Below are 20,080 nucleotides of genomic sequence, written 5' to 3' on the forward strand. Positions count from 1 at the left end.
AATCTAATATGAGTTAATGAATTGTCGGGCGAAGCGCCCGACCTACGCTTGTTAAAAGGTCAATATGGCTGGTTAATAAGTGTGATTTCCGACTTGTCAAAACAAGAGTGTAAAAATAAGTACCTCCTGGCGTAAAATCTTTGCGAACATAAACCATATTTGTTTATGAAGTTGGATTTCTTGTGAATGGAATTTTATAGGGGTTAGTTGAGGTATGGTAGTACAATGAAAACCTGGGATACGGCCTTTGGGCCTGCTCCCAGGCTACCCTGGCTGTTTCAGTAGCGCTCAGCTCAAGTATCAGGGCCACTAAATCACCAGAATAATTAATGGTTATTTTCTATCAAAAAACATCGTTCTATCTTTGTAAATAATGATACTGGCAAATACAATCAGCACTAATGTCTGAATACATTTTGTCACAGGCTCAATCATAAATGCTTCTTGTGAAAGGTTAGCGATAAAATGAAATAGTATTGCTACTGGAATGCTGTAGTTATTCTTTTTCCATAACCAGTTAATGATAAATGCAAATGGAATTACACCGATTATAAAGTTAATCGCGAACAATGGATTTAAGTGTAAAATATTATAGTGATAACTATGGTTAATAAAAAATAATGGCAGATGCCATACTGCCCATAGTACCGAAAAAATAGCAGTACTAATAAAATAATTAAATTGAGCTGACAAACTATCCATCCCGTATCCTCTCCAGCCTAATTCTTCAAAACAGGCAGCTAAAAATAGAATGAGAAGAGTAGGAATCCCTGCTATACGAAATGAAAAGGATTGTGCAAGGTTAAATTGGTCGATTGAAAAGGAAAATAAAAGTGATATTAAGATGGAAATAATCAATGAAAGAGGTGGAATCAAGAGGAGATAAATTAGAGTTCCTACCTTAATCAACCGTAAATTAAATAATTTGTTGAGAAATTGTCTTTTAAGCGTTTTGCTTTTAGTTGAAAAGATGAACAGAAATGCCGTGATGCAGGGAGAAATTAACCCTAGTAAAAAAAACAACTCCTTTCCATTTTGAGCTTGAATGTAATTAGAAGAAAACCAGAATATCCAGGTTAAAATAAAAACAATGATAAAAAATTGCAAAGGTTTATATGTATCACAAACTTCTGGTCCTTTCATCAATGCATTTCCCTATTAAATGACAATTTAAGTATAACTTTAAATACAATGGCACAATATGGAATTTTTGAAATGAACAATTGGAAAAAATTCCAGACCAATTTCTAAAGCGTTAGCATTGATTAATGTGTTTTAATAATTTTCACTAATAAAAATTATAGAACATTGGGGGGGTGTGCTAAATTACTTCTCTAATGAAAAAGAGCCACTAATAATGATCCTATCGAAGAGTTACTGCATCTATTGAAATTGAAAATAATTTTTTTTTGGCAGTATATGCATCACGCATATTAACAGGGTCAGATCTTGTTTTTTGCTATGTTATATCTTGAAAGCAAAAAGCATGATCTGACCTTGAACGCACTGTGATCTCTGCACATGGCGAAGGTATTCGCTTTAATGCTAACCAAACGCATGGCTACAGAAATCTTATGACTGAACCAGCCAGGTTTCATAATAATATCCACTATCCTAAAATCAAAAAGGGCTAATGCTAGCACCATGCTCGACTTCAGCTTCAGCCCGAAACGATTTTTGTAGTGTTTGCAATTGTTCTTCTATCAGTACTGGTTCGAATGGTTCAATATAATCTGTTGTGGGTTTATTCAGATCCAGAGTTTTCGCTATTTTCAATATCAGGAATGAATGCTTTTTTACAATTGAGGTGACTTCTGATCTGCATTGATCCATCTCAGAGGATGTCGCTTGGACTGATAAATCACGTTCACGATAATCACTTTTAAAAAGCATTTTTATTGCAATTGAAGAGGCTAATTGAACCATGACCTGATGACACTTGTTATCTATAATCTTTATGAGAGTATCAATGGCTATAGCATTTATTTCCATATCTGCGTCCAAATACCCTTTTTCCCACAGAAATATTATAGTACCTGCGAATCCGACAGCATGTTCTCTATGTCTTATCATGGCTACTTGATTCTCATTTAAATTTCCCATGCAATGACGATCGAAGTCTTCGGTGGCTTTACCTCCCGCATTTAATACAGCCCTTAATAATCTATCCTTATGCTCAAAACTTCGTTGCGCAATATATCCCAAAAAATTATGAATTTGGCTCGCACCAAATTCTACAATTTCGTTAATCACCCTGGGAGTAAATTGATCTTGCTCTAACAATTCAGAGGCCAAGATAGTCCAACCTTCATATTGGCAGCGAAACAAGAATGTTGCTCCTGAAGTACCGAAAAAATTGACACTAGTCGGAATATGATCAAATGCACATCCTTCATTAATTAAGAGGCGGGCTAGTTCTTCTGTAGGCACATACCATAAGGCTGTTTTCCTTTCTGCATTGTGCAAGCGGAGATTAGCACCTGCATCTTTAAGTAATTGTAACGCTTCACACGATTTTACATAGTGTATTGCCGAACACCCTTTGCTGTTTGTTTTATCCAAATCTTGCTGTTCAGCAAGCACTTTTGTGAGCATCTTTATGTTGTCTTCTTCAACATATTTCATTAAAGGAGTTTTATCATAGATAAGTTTATTTAAGTCAATCTCAGCAAAATTTAACTCTACTGAAAATAAATCTTCACCCCACAAAATGATACAATCATTTAAAGTGCGTGTTTCAGTAATTAAATCCTCTTGATTAGCGCCACGAGCTAGAAGAAGCGTGATAAGCTCTTTATGTTGTGCTTTAGTAGGTACGTAGAAAATGGCTGGTTTGCCTTCTTTACTTTTGATATTGGGATTAGCCTGCTGGCTTAACAGGAGTTGAACACGCTCTTTGTCGCCAGCCTTACACGCGACGATAAGAGGTGTATCACCTTGATCATTGTATCCGTTTACTTCTGCCCCCAAACTTGCGAGGTGAAGAATCATGGCATTATTTTTATTTCTCACGGCTTGAAAAAACAAATTTTCACCATCCGAAATTACTCTATCGATATTATCTGATGGAATAAAACATTGTAAAACATCCAGTTTTCCTTCTCTCCAGGCTATACTGGTTGCCGACTCAGCGGTTTGATACTTTCCAAAGGCGGGATCTGCACCATGTTTTAATAAATAAGAAACAATAATTGCAGAATTCATTATCACGGCAATGCCAAGCGCTGAACGACCATATTGATCAGTTGTATCATTAATTTCAGGTATTTCTGCACCAGCTTCTGCAGGCTCAAAGAGTTGTTGTATTGTTGAAAAATCTTTTTTCCAAACAGCATTTTTTAAATCTTCATTAAGTTTTATTTGCGCTTCAGTAGGCATAAATGTTCCTTTTTAAAATCAAATGAGCATCCAATGTCTGCAGAATCTAATATAAATTGCTTTTTTAAACAAATTAAAAATTTTGAATGAAATATATTGTCAATAATAAAATAATTGTCATATACAAGCTTAGGTCGAGCGATGCGCCTATAGCCCTCAAGCTAAGACCCTTTAGTAGGTCAGTAGGTCAGGGTCAGGCCTTGAATTGTGAATTATCAATTAACAGCAGATGAATCTATTGACGATCCGAATCAAATAGATTAAAAGCATGAGGAAAGGAAAATTAAAAATTAATAGTCCAACATGGCAAGATCCCTACGGATAGAATTTCCAGGAGCCTTGTATCCTATCACCTCAAGGGGTGATGGTCGGGAGCGCATTTACATTTCAGAAGAAGATCGAAATTTATTTTTAAATACTCTTTCTGAGACATGTTTAAGATGCACATGGGAGTGTTATGCATACTGTCTCATGGATAACCATTATCATTTGTTAATAGAGACTCCAGCCGGCAATTTAAGTAAAGGTATGCCATTACTTAACGGTGTCTAAACTCAAAAATTTAATCGAATACACAATCGTGTGGGGCATGTTTTTCAAGGACGATTCAAAGCAATATTAGTTGATAAAGACCATTATTTGCTTGAGCTATCAAGATACATTGTATTAAATCCTATACGCGCAAAAATGGTTACTTCACCGCATGAATGGAAATGGAGTAGTTATCTGGCAACAATATTAAAAGAGTCTAAACCAAATGGGTTATATGTAGATAAAATTCTCTGTTTATTTAGTGAAGATGTATCCGCAGCTATTAGGACATATCAACAGTTTGTAATTGATGGAATAATGAGTAAGTCTCCTTGGAGTGATTTAAAAAAGCAAATTTATTTGGGAAATGATGGGTTCATTAATAAGATGTTGAAAAAGATTGACCCTCAAATGAATTTAATAGACATCCCGAAAGCTTAATATGAAACGGAGATTCACACATTGAAAGAAATAGAACAGAAGGCAGATACAAAAAATGAAAGAATTCAAATTGCATACAAATACGGATAATTTAGTTTAAAAGAAATAGGAGATTATTTTGGTTTGCATTATTTTGGTGTAAGTAAAATAGTCAAAAAAATATGACTATAGAGTTCTAAATTCAAAATTCAAGGCCTGACCCTGAACGCTATTCCGAAATGATTGGGGCAAGGTTTGAGTAATAAAAAATGAGGGAATTTTTTTTGATTTTCAATCATTAACAAAGTATCATCATTTGGAATAGTCTTTCTTGGACAAGCTTATGGTTAAACACCAAATGCTGGTCTGAAGCTCAATTACCTCTATACCAACGAGGTGATATTGAATCTCGCTTATTCTGAGGTAAGGATACCAATGTGCTGAAAAGAAACCGAATATTTTGCATTTATCACGTTTTAGTTGGATTATTTTTATTGTTTACGGCCATGTCCATGGTGCAAGCAGCTAGACCCTTATGGACATTCACTCCGGCAGTAGGTTCCAATCCTACCCAGGCGGTACCGGCAAACGGCAGTGCCTCAATACAGTATATCATTGAGAATCAATCCCCTAAATCCAAACAGCTGGTCATTTTGCCGATACCAGGCGTCAAACAAACCGCTCCTTGTCTATTAGCCCCCAAAGGGCAAGCTGGCAGCAGTTGTACGTTAAATCTTGTCATCAGCGGCAGCGCTTTGCCCCAAAGCGGTATTCATGGCGGCCCTGCCTTATGCCAAATCAATGCTGACAGCAGTCCTAATCCCTCTCAATGTTATCAGCCAAGCCTGTGTAATCAGCTCAACATCACCTTAAGTACAGCACCACCGAGACCGACACCGACACCGACACCGACACCGGCTACGGCGATTTCCGTCAATGGATCGCCTCTATTATTGACTCCAAATGCGACAGGCTCATTAATCGTGACCAATACAGGCAGCAGCACCGCACTGAATGTAATCGCGACTCTGCCACCTGCTTTGGCGGCTGACGTCACTCAAGATGCCAGCAATTGCACCATATTAATCTCAGGGGCGAGCTGCAACCTTCACTTTACTGCCAACGCCCAATCCCATCCGCCAACCGCTATTACCGTTGCAGGCACCAACACCAATACAGTTGGAGGAACGATAACCCTGGTTTTACCTTATGTGACCAATGGGACTGTGAATGCGGTCGTAGTGGATGCGGCCAATAACCTCATCTATCTGGGAGGAGTCTTTTCTCAAGTGGGCCCTAACATAGGCAACGGAGTTCCTATTGACGACAGCACAGGCTTGCCTTTGGCTACCTTCCCGCGCGTTAATGGTGTAGTCAGTGCGGTTGTGGCCGATAGCGGTGGCGGCTGGTACATCGGAGGGTCTTTTACCTTCGTGAGCGGTGAACCTCGCAATCGTATTGCCCATATTCTCAGCGACGGTACTTTAGACCCCACCTGGAATCCCAACGCCAGCGGCAGCGTGCTAGCCCTTGCTGTCAGCGGGACCACCGTCTATGCTAGCGGGGTCTTCACCTCCATAGGCGGCCAAGCACGCAATAACCTTGCCGCCCTGGACGCCAGCACCGGCAACGCCACCGCTTGGAACCCCAACCCCAACAACAGCGTCACTGCCCTTGCTGTCAGCGGCACCACCATCTACGCCAGTGGAACCTTCACCAACATAGGCAGCCAACCACGCACTCGCATTGCCGCTCTGGACGCCAGCACCGGCAACGCCACCGCTTGGAGCCCCAACGCCAACAACAGCGTCAATGCCCTTGCTGTCAGCGGCACCACCGTCTACGCTGGTGGCTTATTCACCTCCATAGGCGGTCAAGCACGCAATCGCATTGCCGCCCTGGACGCCAACAGCGGCACCGCCACCGCCTGGGACCCCAACTCCAACGGCAACGTCTTTGTCCTTGCTGTTAGCGGTGGCACCGTCTACGCCGGCGGGTTCTTCACCAATATAGGCAGCCAAGCACGCAATCGCATTGCCGCTCTGGATGCCAACAGTGGTAACGCCACTGCCTGGAATCCCAATGCCAACAATACCGTCTTAGCCCTTGCGGTCAGCGGCACCACCGTCTACGCTGGTGGCTTATTCACCTCTATAGGCGGTCAATCACGTAATTTCATTGCCGCCCTGGATGCCGCCACCGGCAACGCCACCACCTGGAACCCCAATCCCAACGGCGGCGTCGGTGCTCTTGCGGTCAGCGGCACCACCGTCTACGCTGGCGGAGCCTTCTTTTCCATAGGCAGCGTAACACGCAATTACATTGCTGCTCTGGATGCCACCAGCGGCACCGTCACCGCCTGGGACCCCAACGCCAACAACAGCGTCACTGCCCTTGCGGTCAGTGGCACCACCGTCTACGCCGGTGGTGCTTTCACCTCCATAGGCGGCCAAGCACGCAATCGAATTGCCGCTCTGGATGCTATCAGCAGCAACGCCACCGCCTGGGACCCCAACTCCAACGGCAACGTCGGTGCCCTTGCGGTCAGCGGCACCACTGTCTACGCTGGCGGGGCCTTCACCTCCATAGGCGGCCAAGCACGCAATCGCATTGCCACCTTGGACGCCAGTACAGGTAACGCCACCGCCTGGGATCCTAACGCCAACAACAGCGTCACTGCCCTTGCGGTCAGTGGCCCCACTGTCTACGCTGGCGGAGCCTTCACCTCCATAAACGGCCAAGCACGCAATCGTATTGCCGCTCTGGACGCCAGCACCGGCAACGCCACCGCCTGGGACCCCAACGCCGACAACAGCGTCAATGCCCTTGCTGTCAGTGGCACCACTGTCTACGCTGGCGGGGCATTCACCTCCATAGGCAGCCAAGCACGCAATCGCATTGCTGCCTTGGACGTCACCAACGGCAACGCCACCGCCTGGGACCCCAATGCTAACAACAGCGTCAATGCCCTTGCGGTCAGTGGCCCCACTGTCTACGCCGGTGGGACCTTCACCTCCATAGGCGGCCAAGCACGCAATCGCATTGCCGCCTTGGACGCCACCAGCGGCAACGCCACCGCCTTGGTCTCCAACGCCAACAACAGCGTATTGACTCTTGCTCTCAGCGGTACTACCGTCTACGCCGGTGGGGACTTCACCACAATAAACAACGAGCCATCTTCGAGACTTGCCATCATCCTCATGGCCTTAACTCCTTGAGGCGCTTGAAAGGTTCAAATATTCGGGTTCTTGGTGTTTGCGCACCAAGATTTTTTGAAGAGGTCAGGGTCAGGCCTTGGAGGTCAGGGTCAGCCCTTGAATTGTGGGAGATTATTTTGGTTTGCAATATTCTAGTGTAAGTAAAATAGTCAAAAAATTATGACTATAGATTTCTAAATTCAAAATTCAAGGCCTGACCCTGAACGCGAATTTGTAACAAGACCTATTAAAATTCGTAAGGTCTACAACAATTGCCGGCATTAAATCATCGGAAAGAACAACCGCTCTTTCTGCCTATGCAGAGTGAATTACAGCGCATAGGCAAAAGAACGATTCCTTTAGTTACTTATAGATCAAAATTAATACCTAAAGTTCCCATATTATAATACTGCGGTTCTATTTTAACTATCCAGGGAGCGGTAGCAAAATGTCCTGGAGCAACAGTTGAGCCGAAAGTATAATGTGCTTCTGAAAGGTATAAGAATCTGTATTCAGCAAAGACACTTGTGTTTGGACTGAAATCAAAGCGTAATCCTACTTTGGGCTGTGCGGCAAAAGTAACTGCTTTATCGTCGGGATTGGAGTTGTAATGGTTGATTCCAGGCTCCGGAGGGCTAGTTTGTAATGCATTAGCATTGGATATGGAGACTATGGCAGAACCTATACCAACACCTACGTAGGGTTTGAAATTGCCAAATAGTGCATTGTTAGCGTTTAATACGGCATTAATAAGAAAGACACCTGATTTTAAAGGATAGCTCACTATAAAATCATGTTCATCAAGTCTTACTGTATCATTGCTGATATCGTGACCCTCTATTTTAGCTCCGCCCATGTAATAACCTTCTAGCTCAAAGGCAGGTGTTACCGGCAAATGCCTCCCAATAATGTTCGTCCATGCAAATCCAATATGACCTCCAACCATTCCAAAGGTACTGCTCTCAGATGTACCGAAGGCATTAACGGCTAGAGGACCTCCAAGGTTTTCAGGATAATAAGCTGTTCCAAGTTGGCTGATATCTCCACTGGTTACTCCTCCGCCACCACCAAAAACGCCCACATAGATTTTTCCGGGTTGTACAATTGATTCAGGACCCATAGCGCCGCTAAACGCAATTGAGGCTGATAACGATAACAAACAACCAGAGATGACTTTACATGTCATTTTTTTACCTGATCTATCCAATTTCATAATCTCCATTTCATGAATATATTCGATTTAAGTATTGTATGTGCACTATGTACTGGTGAGAATAACTAATACGCAGCCGATAATAATCATACCTGATTAATATAACGATATGAATCAAAATAAATAATAGTTGGTTTCGGGGGATAAATTCATATCCTAATCTTCTGAACTTAATATACACAGCACAATAGGGGGCAAATCGTGCCTTTTGCCCTTTGTCTTAATCTGATAAATATATTGCTTCTTTTCTATTTCCTTGACTGGTAATGTGATAGAGCCCACCAGTAAACTCAATACCAAAGGTCTTACCATGCTAATCCTGGGCTTACTATTTCCTTTTGAACGAAAATTAAAATATTTAGAAATAATTATTAAGAATTAAGCCCTAATTGCTGACTTTTCAGGATAGAGTCAAAAAGCAAGATCTGACACTTAGGCGGGGGAATGAGAGGGGCTTAGCATTAGACGCCTAAGCGTTTCATCGGATTTTCACCGATTCATCAGTCATGCTTCATCAAAAAAATAGCAAAGTGCAAACCCGGGAGTACTACCGATTTCTGGAGACAATAAGGGATAGCTAAGAATCTGCCCCCTAGGTGCTTGTTTTAATGGAGCGCAACAGCGCTCCTATTAGTGAATAACAATTAATAATTTTAAAGAATAATTCGAAGAGTGACAAATGGACCGTGCGCACTTACGATATTATAGGTAAGAAACTCATATCCAGCCTGAACTCCTATTATACCCTTGCCAACCTCGGCGTCATAACCCAGTCCTAAACGAAGATCAAATGAGGGATCAACAATCCAGTCGACCTGAGTTTTAAAATCCGTATTGATAATACCGTTTGTTATTTCATAACTTTCTCCAACCGGACCTCGTACAACAATGAATCCTGCTTGCATACTGCCTCGCATGGAAAGTTGTCCATTTTTAAGTGTCATCAATTTGATGTAATTGTCAATATAAAATTCAGGCCCCAGTCCATTTAACCATAAATGGTTGCGGTTAAATTGAACCGTGGTGGCAGACTGATACCTTGTATTTGTAATAATATCTGAATGAAGATAATTTAGACCCATATAAAGAGACATATTTATGGGAGATTGATCCAATATGGTTTTACCAATTAACAACTCCCCATTCTGATACTTACCATAATTGTTAGACAATGCAGAGCCGCTATAAGGTCCTAGACCTAATGGACTTGTGTTAAAAGGAATTAAATAGGGGCCGGCAACTGTGCGTTCACGGGAAGGTTTAATTTGAGTCCAACGTAACAGAGCAAGGAAATCAGACTTGCTAAAAGCATAAGTGCCAGCAATACGAAAACCAGGATTATATCCAAAAAGATTCTTATTTATTATGCCATTATTTGTTGCACCAGGAGCAGATGGTGGCGCTCCATTGACAATGATAAAATCCAGTACAGATTCCCCGGCCAAGCCTGGAATAGGGCTTTGTGACCAATAAAGAAATGTACTTTCAAGCAGCCAATGGCCTGGTTTGGGAGTTGAGTAAGTGTCAGCAGAAGCACATCCCAGTGCAAAAAAAACCAGAAGGGCAATGAACCATTTTTGCATTATAAGTCTGTGTAATAATAAAAAATAATCTCCATTTATAATTAAGAGATAGCTTGAAAAAAACTCAGCAATTATGAATAAAACAGAGTAATAATGCAAAACATACTTATAGATTTTTGTACAATCAAGGAATCAATGTTGTTATTCTAAGTGTAAAAAATTTAACCACAAGAGGGTGTTGTTCATATTTTGTTAATGTTAAAATTGTACTATATTGCGACAATACAGTTTTATACAGGCAATAATCGAGCGAATTATGATAAATGATGATGATTTTCCTTATTTTTCATTGAGTGATGATGAGGAACAAATGCCGAACGTACCGGGATCCTTGATCACGCCTGGTTGCTTGAATGATTCTCCTCTCGTGCCGTATGATGTAGATGTTGATATGACGCTATCAAGTGAGTTTGATTTTTCCGGGCACGGACAAAGCTTGTCTTTGGATTTACCTGAGATAACGCTATCGGGTGATCTGGAAGATTATGTGCAGGCATCAAATACCCTTACTTTTTTGGGGTTGCAAAACCCTCCTTTGCTTTTGCCTGATGTAGCTCCTTTAACTCCAGTGACGGGCTTGTTGGATAATCCTGGTTCGAATTCTGAAGGATATTTTTCTGACGGATACAAGCCAATTTCGACTGAAAGTGTATTGAACACATCTTCAGCTTTTAAGATGAGTTCAAAAAACCTGGATGGATGGACTGAATATAAATTTCATAAATCTGATAGCAGGGAGTCGAAGCGCGTTGTCCGAAGCGAGGAAGCGACGGCTTCCTGTTCCTCTACATCAAGTGCAAGCGTCGCTAAAATTCAGCGCACGTCGTCTGGAAAAAAGGCAACTTCAAAGGTTCGAAGCGGTGGATCTGCTTTTACCTGGGTATTACCGAAACAAGCTCATGCATCTGCTTTCTCGCGTTCTGCAGGCTCTATGTCTCAACGTTCTTCTTTGACTTTGGCCCGTCCATCATCACAGTTGGATGATGTCTTTCCATCAAGCGCATCGGTTGTTCCGGACCATCAGCAGAACCTGCCTGTCGACTCACCAGATATGATTATTTTGCCTTCAGTTACACATTTGTTGAGTGGCAGTGCTCCCATATTGGATGGACCTGTTTTGCGCAGATACAAACGAACTTTGACCGAAGATTTATTGAAAACTCCCTTAGCTTCCAGTGCAAGAATAGAAAAGCCAGATGGGGATGATATTTTACAACCTGACAATCCCAGTCAACAATGTATGCAGCGAGCTGTTCGAGGCGAGGTATCTGCTGCTTCCAGTTCTTTCAGAGTACACAGGAGTGTCGATACAAACAACCACTTCTGGTCAGAAAGAAATACAATTAGTCTCGCTTCAGGATACGCGAAGTGCGGTTTCCCTGGAGATACCTACATAAGGTATTACAAGGCATTGGAACAACTGGGCTATAAAGAAGAGAGTATTCACTCATTATTTCTGGGCGCGGGTCAGCATGGGGGTGTTGAGGCATTGATTAGGATGCATAATACCCTTATAGGCCTTGTCAAGGACAATGGTTTAGGCCATAAGGATCTGATTAAGGCTTGTGCTTGTCCAGAGGGTGTCAAAAATCTTCAGGCTTTGATGGATCATTACACAACTCTTAGAGCACGGGGCTATTTGACTTGGGATATTATCCATATGGTATCTCGTCGTAATGGCTCATTGACTTTAGAGAGCGTGCGTGCAAAACATGATGAGCTTATAGGTATGGGGCTTCAAATTCGAGATATTGTTTGCATAGCATTTCAACATCATGGTGCACGTAGACTGGAACTTGTTGCAGAGTTCTTCAGAACAGTATCTGAGGTTATAATACCGACTAAGCAAATTGTGGAACTGGTTACTGAAAGTGAAGTGGAGGAGCTATTTCAGGTTCTTAAAACAAAACAGGAGCGTTTGGAGGAGGAGCAGAAGGAAGCTGTTCAAAACACGGCTCATCCTTTAATGGAATCAGTGCCACAACAAAGCGTGCTATTACAGGTGCCTGCTTCGGCAAGGGCTCCAACCTTCTTTGCAGGCTCATCGTCACAAAGCCGATTATCTGCTTTAGCTTCTCCAACGCCACATCCTCCTTATGATGTTTTGCCCATTGTTTCTCGAGCAGGGGAGTACGTTATTTTTTCTTTCAAATAAGCCAAAATTTTTTTTCTGAGTTGTGTGATTGGGCTTTCTGAGATCTTTAGTGAACTAGGTTTTGGTGATTGGATTGATGTGCGTTTCAGGCCAGTTTATGCTAACTAAAGCGTATAACTAGCCTGGACGAATTTAGAACAATAAACCCGAAACTTAAATTGTCGCTTGATGCTTGAGTTCGGCTGTATTATCCCCCAAACCGATCAAAGTTTAAGGCACGATTCTGACATTCATATTCAGGTTTGTTTTCGGAAACAGCATCAATTAGGGTATTTTTTGCATACTGTAACGCTATAAATCCTCCCACTACGGCTGCCAGAGAACCAACAAATCCAATAAAGTTATATACCAGAGCAAAATACTCAGTTTTAACTTCACAACTGTCTATTGTACCACCCCATTGAGGAGGTAGACCCCCATAAGCTTTATTGCACTCTTTACCAAACTCATTCGGATTCTTCTCAAAACCTAAATCTTTGGGAAGCCAATCAAATAAAGTGCGCATAATTTCCGATCTCCTTAATAGAATAATTTTTATCATCACCTAGGGGCTCATACATACAACCAGTTATCCCATTTCCATATGAATAATAAACATTTGCCGTTCTGATAAAAATCACTCTGTCACAAATAGGTACTGGATGAGCCATCAGCATATACCGAAATAATTGTGAGAGCAATATTATTAAAAACAAGGTAGGTTGGGTTGTTTTGACCCAACACCAATCTGAATGAAGCGAACTGAGAGAATATTGGTCTATTGCACTATATTAATATAACGCCATCAACACATAATTTCGTCTAGTTGTCGGACAATGCTTTAATCGTGAGGAACTGTTGATTTTTAATTTTGCAATGGTCTGAACTCGTTTCTTAGCCTAATGGTCTTAACATGCTAAATCTGGACTTACTTATTGCCTTTTGATAGATAATTAAAATATTTAGAACTAATTATTAAGAAGTAATCCTTAATTGCTGTATTTTCAGGCTAGAGGCAAAAAAGCAGGATCTGACCACTGGTTTACTAGGTTCTCCAGGTTCTAATCGTCTATAATTTGGATTAATTTATAGTTTGAATCGAAATATTATGTTTAGCCATAAAAATACTTCCAGAAGTGTAAGAACAATCAGTGATGATTTGCTTAAAATTGCTCAGTTCATCCTGGATAAAGTTAAATTTTATGCACCCTATAGCTCGAATACCAATATAATTGAAGAGATTTCTGCAGAGCAGCCAATTCATCGTCTTCTTTGGATCAACGCAATGCGTGCCAGAAATGATCAGGATGGTATACGCCAACTTATATTGAGCTGGGATATCGACATTTCTTCCAATGTGCCTGATGAACACTATGAGTCAGGCAGGATCAAAATAAACAGAGATCAAGTCAATATTGTAAATTTGTCTAACTATTTACAGAGTGAATGTCAGGCAGAAGATTATCACATAGAACTTAATGAGCAGTCTCAGGTTGTGGAAATAGAATGCACACTGACTGATTTAAATAATTACGTTTATGATGAAATTGAATCTCTAGAATTTAAAGAGAAACGAAAAAATAAATCTGATTACACTATTAAGGAGCGCGTAGAGAGCATTACTAAAAGATTAGCGCAATGGGGGATTGGAAATTGTTCCGACCTTTCTCAGGCAGCAATTGGTTTATTAATGCACTATCCTTCTCAAGGCTTTGCAGAATTGAATCTTCCTGGTATTAAAACATCAGTATCCATTGAAACGTTCTCAATTGATAATGATGATCATGAATTTGTCGTAATTAACCGCAAAGCAGATTCGGATATCAATAATCCCAAAAAATGGGGTGATGATGTTGTCATTCTTGATCCATGGGTTGGAGAGTGCTACATGCTCAATGATGCCTTGTCGGGATCGAGAAAAACACTGTCTGTAGAGTATATTTTCGATGGTTCAACTTATAAAATTGAAGATAGTGGATTTATTGCTGAAGGTGCATCAGACCACTGGAAAGCAACACACTCTGAATTCGAACTATTTGAGCTGACACCTAGAGTGTTACATCCTGAAGAAAAAATTCCGTGGGCAGATTCAAATACTCTCCAAATGAATAATGGATGTTAATCGAATAGCATCAATTGTGTATTTAGAGTAATTTCGTGTCAGGATTTTAAGCAAGATGCTTTTGAACACGAGAAAGAGGTGTTTTAAAATACCTATACCCAATTAAAGACTTTCAGGTGTATCAGGGCATTCTGTCGTGAACGCTATACAAATAAAAACAATTTAATTCAGTTCGTTTGTAAACTCATCGGGACCTTGCCTGATTCAGACAGTAGTCTGATAATTTAATTGCCAATCTAAAAGCTGTTTGTAATTTTTGAATGTTTTAGACTGATGAGATGGAGTAGGTAATAAATTATTATTTATTAGTAAACTACTATTATTCTCCCAGGTAAAATAAATCGGATGATCTAAATCAAGAGGGAATACTCCTTCAGATGAAATCCACAATTTTTCATTATATCCAAAAGCACAGGTATCCACGTCAATCCTAGAAAGCATGTTTCGACCGCAAAGACTATTATATTTTTGGCTTGATAAACTAAATGCATATAATGTAGGGAAAATATCTTTATGAGATCCTACTCGAGAGGGATCATAATGCCAATTTACATGATTTAAGATGTTAAGGGGAACATACAAATAAAAAGGAACTGCATACATTAATACAAGCTGCTTTGGATAAGACATACTAACATTTCTAACTTTGTGATCACCTGTTATAGCTACAATAGTATTGTTTGTTTGAGGTGAGCTTTTAATGAAATCAATAAATTCGCCAAGAAGATCGGTGGTATATCGATAGGTTTGCAATTGCATAAAATCATTCTTTGTTTTAAAGCCATATTGTTTAAAGTGTTCTTTATGAGAAATAGGCATTTGAGAATAGTGATTAGGTAATTTGAAAGGGGGATGATTTGTTATAGTTAGTATACTTATAAATACCGGCTTTTTTGCTTTCAATAATATTGACTTGGCCAACTTAAATGCATACTCGTCAAGGACGCCATAAGAATTTTCATCTTGTGATGATTCAGGATATTTTTTCTTTAAATAAGACAAATCATATATTTTATCAACTCCCTGGACCTTTAAATACTGATCTAGATTTTCCCAGTTCATACTTTGCGAGCAGATAAAAATGGTCCTATATCCTGCTTCTTTATAGGTCCAAAATGGCGTACCTTTAAGTGGGATATTTTTTTTAACCGAGCTGCTCAAATGGGCGTATGGAGAATGAAAAAAAATGGCTTCTAGACTATCTGTCGTCCCATTTTTCTCTGATAAAAAACGTTTAAAAATAAAATCTTTTTGCCAGTGATTATCTAACTTACCTAAGAAATTATTTTGTGTCTGTTCGCCTATCTCTAAAATATTTGAACCCAGGCTTTCTGTAAGAATAAAAACAACATTTGGGGGATGAAGAGATAACCATGAGTTAACAGGGGTTCTATGTTGTAAGTTGTGTCCAAAGTAATTTAATAATTTTATACCGTCCTGTTTTGTAACAGGAACAAATGAATATTTATTTTGATAATCTTGATATGCCCACCATAGCGCACTTACTGGATTAGGAACTAATTCATTCGCAATAGGATTGGTTGAAATGTTTATATGCTGTTTTCGTAAAGGAAATGTATCGAAGCTTCCTCGGCCACATACTAGTAGAATTATAAAGTAACAAACCATTAATATAATAAATTTGATCCTGTATGTAATTAAATTTAACGGTCGTACTAGAAGTTTTTTGATAATACCCATTGTCAGAAGTGATAACACAAGGGCAGATGCTATACTGTTCAAAATAGGGTAATTTTGCCAAACTGCTTCCAGTATGGCTGTTTTATTTTCTGAAGTGACATTATAAACAAAAATATCAAAGCTATGATTAAATGTTTTAAAATAATGATAACTAGCAAAAGAAAGTAGGGTTAATATAAATACAAGTACTACTGAGCTCGTCAAGAAAATTTTTTTTAATAAATGCCAACTCCATTCAAACCAACAAAAAATAGATGCGAGTATTAGAAGTAAAATAATAAAAATCGCAGCAATTTTTAAATCAAATCGTAGTCCAGTAATTAATAAATTTATTATGACATTATCTTCCAGGGTACTATTTTTGGTTAAAATAAATTCATGAACCATCCAAATTCTTGTTAGCATTTGCAAAGAAACAAGAAAAGCAAACAATACCAATGAAACAAAACAGAAGTGTTTAAGCCTACTACAGTACATTGGTTCCCTTTAAAAAACAGTTTGGATACAACTCATCATTCAGATATAGATGATGGTTTAATTGGCTTTATCTACTTGAATTGAGACAGATTATACAATCAATTTTCAATGGGATCAGACTTGGTGAGATCCCATTGGCTAGTTTACATGTTATTTTATCCTGAATCTATTTTAGAAGAGCTCCAGGAACTGGTTGAAGATATACTCCGCTGGTATATTCTTGCCAGTTATCGGCATTTTTGATGTTGCAATTTTTAGAAACCATATGCCATCCTGGTTCTGGATTAACACATTCTGCTTGTAATGGGCCTGCTGCAAAAATCATGGCAGCAGTAAAAAGTAATCCAACTGTTGTTGCTTTGATCTTCATGAGGATCTCCTTGGTGATTTCTTAATCTATATGCACAAAAAATAACCTATTTAAGTATAGTAGCTTCCAAAGGATATGCAACTATCAAAATGAATAAAGGGCTTAGTCTTCAAAAATAGTACCCAAACCAGCAGATCAGTAGTAAATAAGCGTAACAATAAAACTTGCCAAGGGAATAGACGAACCAAGCATGACAATGATTATTAATGAGTTCAAAAGGGGGGCTTTAATCAGTTCATTCTGTCCTGGCAATTCTTTTTCTTTGATAATCAGATACGCAAGCAATAATAAACCATAAAAATGAAAAGAATAAATGGTGGCTCGAGTTAAAAAATGAGGCATGTAGCCAATTTTTACATAATCAAAGGGGAAGTTCAGCAAAAATACACTGATCAAAAAAAATCCTAATGTACGTGTTGGGGTATTCGTTTTTTGCACTTCTTTAGACCAAAACAGTAGCAAAGGCAGGATTAATAAAGAGAAATAATAAATCCAGCCGAAAGGACTGAGTAATAGCATGAACACTAATGTGAGGCAGAATCGATAATGGTTTACCGGGTGAGTGGTACTATCATTAGTGGTTCTGCGTAAGCAGTGATAATAAAAGCCAAAGGCGACAGTAAATACAATTATATAAATAAAGCTGATCTTAAGTCGCAGCTCATAAGGGGCATCAAAATTATAAGTAACAAGTCGGTATAAAAACCCATAAATACTTGCATTCCAGCTGTCCGCATACCAGGAAACAGTACTCATTAAATTATAATAATTTCGGTAAATTTGCGGTCCACAAAAGTATAGAGGAATAGCCCAGCAACAAACGCAAATGAAGATCATTGTGAAAAATAATTTAAAACGACGCTCAGAAATCACATAAAAAAACAATAATCCTGGAAAAAGCTTTATTGAAATTATAATTGCCCACAATATTCCTGCCAAATAATCACGTTTTCGCAGGTAATAATAGTATCCCAACATGATGAACAAAAATAAAATCGAACCGATTTGCCCAATCACGAGATTCATTATCGTTGAGAACAGCATCATATAGATAAGCATCAGGATTAAGCCATATTTATGTATGCTGTCTTTTGAAAAAGCGAGAGAAATGGCAATACCGGCTCCAATTAATCCGGAAATGAAGGAAAAAAGAAACCAACATAGCAGGGCCGTGTGATAACTAAGCAGACCTAAAGGGTACGTTAAAACCAGAAAAAAAGGCGGACATAAATTACTAGATAACTTCCTGGGTATGGGTAAATAATCGGCCACTAATGTCGCATAAGGATTATTGTCATGCATTAATGCCTGTATAGATGAATAAAATGTGCTGAAATCCAGCTTGAATTTATCATTAAATATCAGATAAAAAAGCAATGTATACGTAATCAATACCCAAATGGCAATAATTGTCTGCCAAATCCTATAGCTCATCTATTTGTATTGTTCTACTCATTCAATTATTACTTTAGATTAAAGTATATCCACTGTTCTAACAACTCAATTTTTATCAGAAACACTGAGAGTCCCGGCCATTAAGTTAAGGATTATTTTCGTAGCCCAGATTAGCGAGGGGTAATACGGGTTACCAGGGTTTAATTGAGGGCACCCATTAGGTTCCACTTAGTTCATTTGCTCCTCTGGTTTCATTTAATTAATCTATGTAATTTATTGATACTCTATAACATCAGCACTAGAATGCGTCCTTATAGTGGTTCAGGGATTTAAGTTTTGAAACGCGTATTGATAGATATTTCAAGTTTGGTAAATGAACTACGACACAAAAGGCCTCCTCACGGCATTCCAAGGGTTACTTTAGCCTATTTAAACCATTATAAAGACTCCATACAGGTTCTGATCAGGGGGGGGAAATGGGTTTTTATTCTCTCTCACGAGAAATCTAAAGAAATAGTGAATTTGCTTCTTGCCTGGGATCCGCGTTTATTTAAACCTATTATGAAATTGATTCTTAAAGGGATTTTATTTTCTCGCCATACTGTACCTGATACAGAATATTATTTATTAAAAGTAGATCAAGGTGGATTTAGAAATCCTCGTTATATTCAAGCTTTGAATAATAAAAAAATTAAAATTATTGCTGTAGTTCACGATCTCATCCCTATTTTAAATCCTGAATATTGTACAGCACACCACACTGCGAAATTTTCCACTGGATTATCAACTATACTGGAGCACGCCAAAGGCATAATCACTGTTTCAGAAGCTACCCGGGAAAGCTTATTGCGTTATGTTGCTCATATTGGAGCATTTTGTCCTCCAACTCTGACATCCACTTTAGCTCCAGGTATACTCGCTACAAATCACAAAACTCTCCCTCGGATTAAAGGTATTTACTTTATTACGGTGAGTACCATAGGAGCGAGAAAAAATCATCTGCTGCTATTGCAGATTTGGCGCAATATGGTTAATCGTTACGGAAACAATGTACCCACGTTGGTTATAGTTGGTAAACGCAGCGCTACAGATGAATATGCGCTGGCTATGCTGGATCGCTGCGAGGAGTTACGGGATAAAGTAATCGACTTTTCATGTACTGATGACGAGATGATCAACTATTTACAACATGCCCGAGCATTACTTTTTCCTTCTTTTACGGAAGGGTATGGGCTTCCTCTCATCGAAGCTTTGAGTCTTAATGTACCTGTTATAGCCAGCGATTTAGCAGTTTTTCGGGAAATAGCTGGTGACATCCCTGAGTATCTGGATCCTTTGGATGGATTGGGGTGGATGAAATGCATAGAACAGTATACCCTGGAAAACAGTGCTCTTAGAAATGCACAATTACAACGAATGGAAGGCTTCCGTATCCCAACCTGGCAAGATCATTTTTCCCGCGTAGAGGCTTTTGTAGATGCATTATAAGCAAAACTCGGTTTATTAACAGGACTACCGAACTGACAATACAGTTCAATTTGAGGTTGCTTTGCATACAG

General features: G+C 39.5%; 16 protein-coding genes. 6 read left to right on the forward strand and 10 right to left on the reverse strand.

The window, feature by feature from the left end; all coding sequences use genetic code 11:
* Positions 1 to 333: 333 nt before the first annotated feature.
* Positions 334 to 1,143: a CPBP family intramembrane glutamic endopeptidase gene (locus Lqua_RS09365; RefSeq protein ID WP_065240164.1), complete on the reverse strand. Its 810-nt coding sequence runs from the start codon at positions 1,141 to 1,143 to the stop codon at positions 334 to 336.
* A 477-nt stretch (positions 1,144 to 1,620) separates the two neighbouring features.
* Positions 1,621 to 3,378, reverse strand: coding sequence for an ankyrin repeat domain-containing protein (locus Lqua_RS09370; RefSeq protein ID WP_058474028.1), 1,758 nt, complete (start codon positions 3,376 to 3,378; stop codon positions 1,621 to 1,623).
* A 303-nt stretch (positions 3,379 to 3,681) separates the two neighbouring features.
* Between Lqua_RS09370 and Lqua_RS18730 the strand changes: the two genes are divergently transcribed.
* Together Lqua_RS18730 and Lqua_RS18735 are read left to right on the forward strand one after the other, a co-directional pair.
* Positions 3,682 to 3,930, forward strand: a complete 249-nt coding sequence (locus tag Lqua_RS18730; RefSeq protein WP_238585558.1) for a transposase — start codon at positions 3,682 to 3,684, stop codon at positions 3,928 to 3,930.
* A gap of 30 nt (positions 3,931 to 3,960) precedes the next feature.
* Positions 3,961 to 4,350: a hypothetical protein gene (locus Lqua_RS18735; RefSeq protein ID WP_238585559.1), complete on the forward strand. Its 390-nt coding sequence runs from the start codon at positions 3,961 to 3,963 to the stop codon at positions 4,348 to 4,350.
* A 448-nt stretch (positions 4,351 to 4,798) separates the two neighbouring features.
* Here the strand turns inward: Lqua_RS18735 and Lqua_RS18740 are convergent, their stop codons facing one another.
* On the reverse strand, positions 4,799 to 4,945 hold the full coding sequence (locus tag Lqua_RS18740) for a hypothetical protein (RefSeq protein WP_162264394.1): 147 nt from the start codon (positions 4,943 to 4,945) through the stop codon (positions 4,799 to 4,801).
* Positions 4,946 to 5,182: 237 nt separating this feature from the next.
* Positions 5,183 to 5,386: a hypothetical protein gene (locus Lqua_RS18745; RefSeq protein ID WP_162264395.1), complete on the reverse strand. Its 204-nt coding sequence runs from the start codon at positions 5,384 to 5,386 to the stop codon at positions 5,183 to 5,185.
* Positions 5,387 to 5,570: 184 nt separating this feature from the next.
* Here Lqua_RS18745 and Lqua_RS09380 point away from each other — a divergent pair, with 184 nt between their 5' ends.
* Positions 5,571 to 7,547, forward strand: coding sequence for a beta strand repeat-containing protein (locus Lqua_RS09380; protein WP_162264396.1), 1,977 nt, complete (start codon positions 5,571 to 5,573; stop codon positions 7,545 to 7,547).
* Between the two features lie 346 nt (positions 7,548 to 7,893).
* Here the strand turns inward: Lqua_RS09380 and Lqua_RS09385 are convergent, their stop codons facing one another.
* Together Lqua_RS09385 and Lqua_RS09390 are read right to left on the reverse strand one after the other, a co-directional pair.
* Entirely contained in the window at positions 7,894 to 8,712 is an 819-nt protein-coding gene (locus Lqua_RS09385) for an outer membrane protein (protein WP_058474059.1), read from the reverse strand.
* A gap of 680 nt (positions 8,713 to 9,392) precedes the next feature.
* The gene (locus tag Lqua_RS09390) at positions 9,393 to 10,322 is read right to left on the reverse strand and encodes an Lpg1974 family pore-forming outer membrane protein (protein ID WP_058474030.1); all 930 of its coding nucleotides are present in this window, start codon (positions 10,320 to 10,322) and stop codon (positions 9,393 to 9,395) included.
* A 256-nt stretch (positions 10,323 to 10,578) separates the two neighbouring features.
* Here Lqua_RS09390 and Lqua_RS09395 point away from each other — a divergent pair, with 256 nt between their 5' ends.
* Complete coding sequence (locus tag Lqua_RS09395; RefSeq protein ID WP_058474031.1) at positions 10,579 to 12,477, forward strand: hypothetical protein; 1,899 nt, start codon at positions 10,579 to 10,581, stop codon at positions 12,475 to 12,477.
* 187 nt (positions 12,478 to 12,664) lie between these two features.
* Here the strand turns inward: Lqua_RS09395 and Lqua_RS09400 are convergent, their stop codons facing one another.
* Positions 12,665 to 12,982 (reverse strand): hypothetical protein, encoded by a 318-nt coding sequence (locus tag Lqua_RS09400; RefSeq protein ID WP_238585560.1) that lies wholly within the window; start codon positions 12,980 to 12,982, stop codon positions 12,665 to 12,667.
* 567 nt (positions 12,983 to 13,549) lie between these two features.
* On the opposite strand from Lqua_RS09400, the gene Lqua_RS09405 reads away from it, so the two are divergent.
* A complete protein-coding gene (locus tag Lqua_RS09405) occupies positions 13,550 to 14,578 on the forward strand; it encodes a hypothetical protein (RefSeq protein ID WP_133141090.1) in 1,029 nt (342 codons plus the stop codon).
* Positions 14,579 to 14,782: 204 nt separating this feature from the next.
* Here the strand turns inward: Lqua_RS09405 and Lqua_RS09410 are convergent, their stop codons facing one another.
* The 3 genes from Lqua_RS09410 to Lqua_RS09420 all read right to left on the reverse strand — a co-directional run bounded on the left by Lqua_RS09410 (position 14,783) and on the right by Lqua_RS09420 (position 18,560).
* Positions 14,783 to 16,666 carry an LTA synthase family protein gene (locus Lqua_RS09410; RefSeq protein ID WP_058474033.1) on the reverse strand — a complete coding sequence of 628 codons (1,884 nt, stop codon included), beginning with the start codon at positions 16,664 to 16,666 and terminating at the stop codon, positions 14,783 to 14,785.
* Between the two features lie 256 nt (positions 16,667 to 16,922).
* Positions 16,923 to 17,126, reverse strand: coding sequence for a hypothetical protein (locus Lqua_RS09415; protein ID WP_058474034.1), 204 nt, complete (start codon positions 17,124 to 17,126; stop codon positions 16,923 to 16,925).
* A 135-nt stretch (positions 17,127 to 17,261) separates the two neighbouring features.
* Positions 17,262 to 18,560 carry a glycosyltransferase family 87 protein gene (locus tag Lqua_RS09420; protein ID WP_058474035.1) on the reverse strand — a complete coding sequence of 433 codons (1,299 nt, stop codon included), beginning with the start codon at positions 18,558 to 18,560 and terminating at the stop codon, positions 17,262 to 17,264.
* A 297-nt stretch (positions 18,561 to 18,857) separates the two neighbouring features.
* Here Lqua_RS09420 and Lqua_RS09425 point away from each other — a divergent pair, with 297 nt between their 5' ends.
* Complete coding sequence (locus Lqua_RS09425; protein ID WP_058474036.1) at positions 18,858 to 20,009, forward strand: glycosyltransferase family 4 protein; 1,152 nt, start codon at positions 18,858 to 18,860, stop codon at positions 20,007 to 20,009.
* Positions 20,010 to 20,080: the final 71 nt, after the last annotated feature.

This window comes from Legionella quateirensis (assembly GCF_001467955.1).
GTDB classification, from domain to species: Bacteria; Pseudomonadota; Gammaproteobacteria; order Legionellales; family Legionellaceae; genus Legionella; species Legionella quateirensis.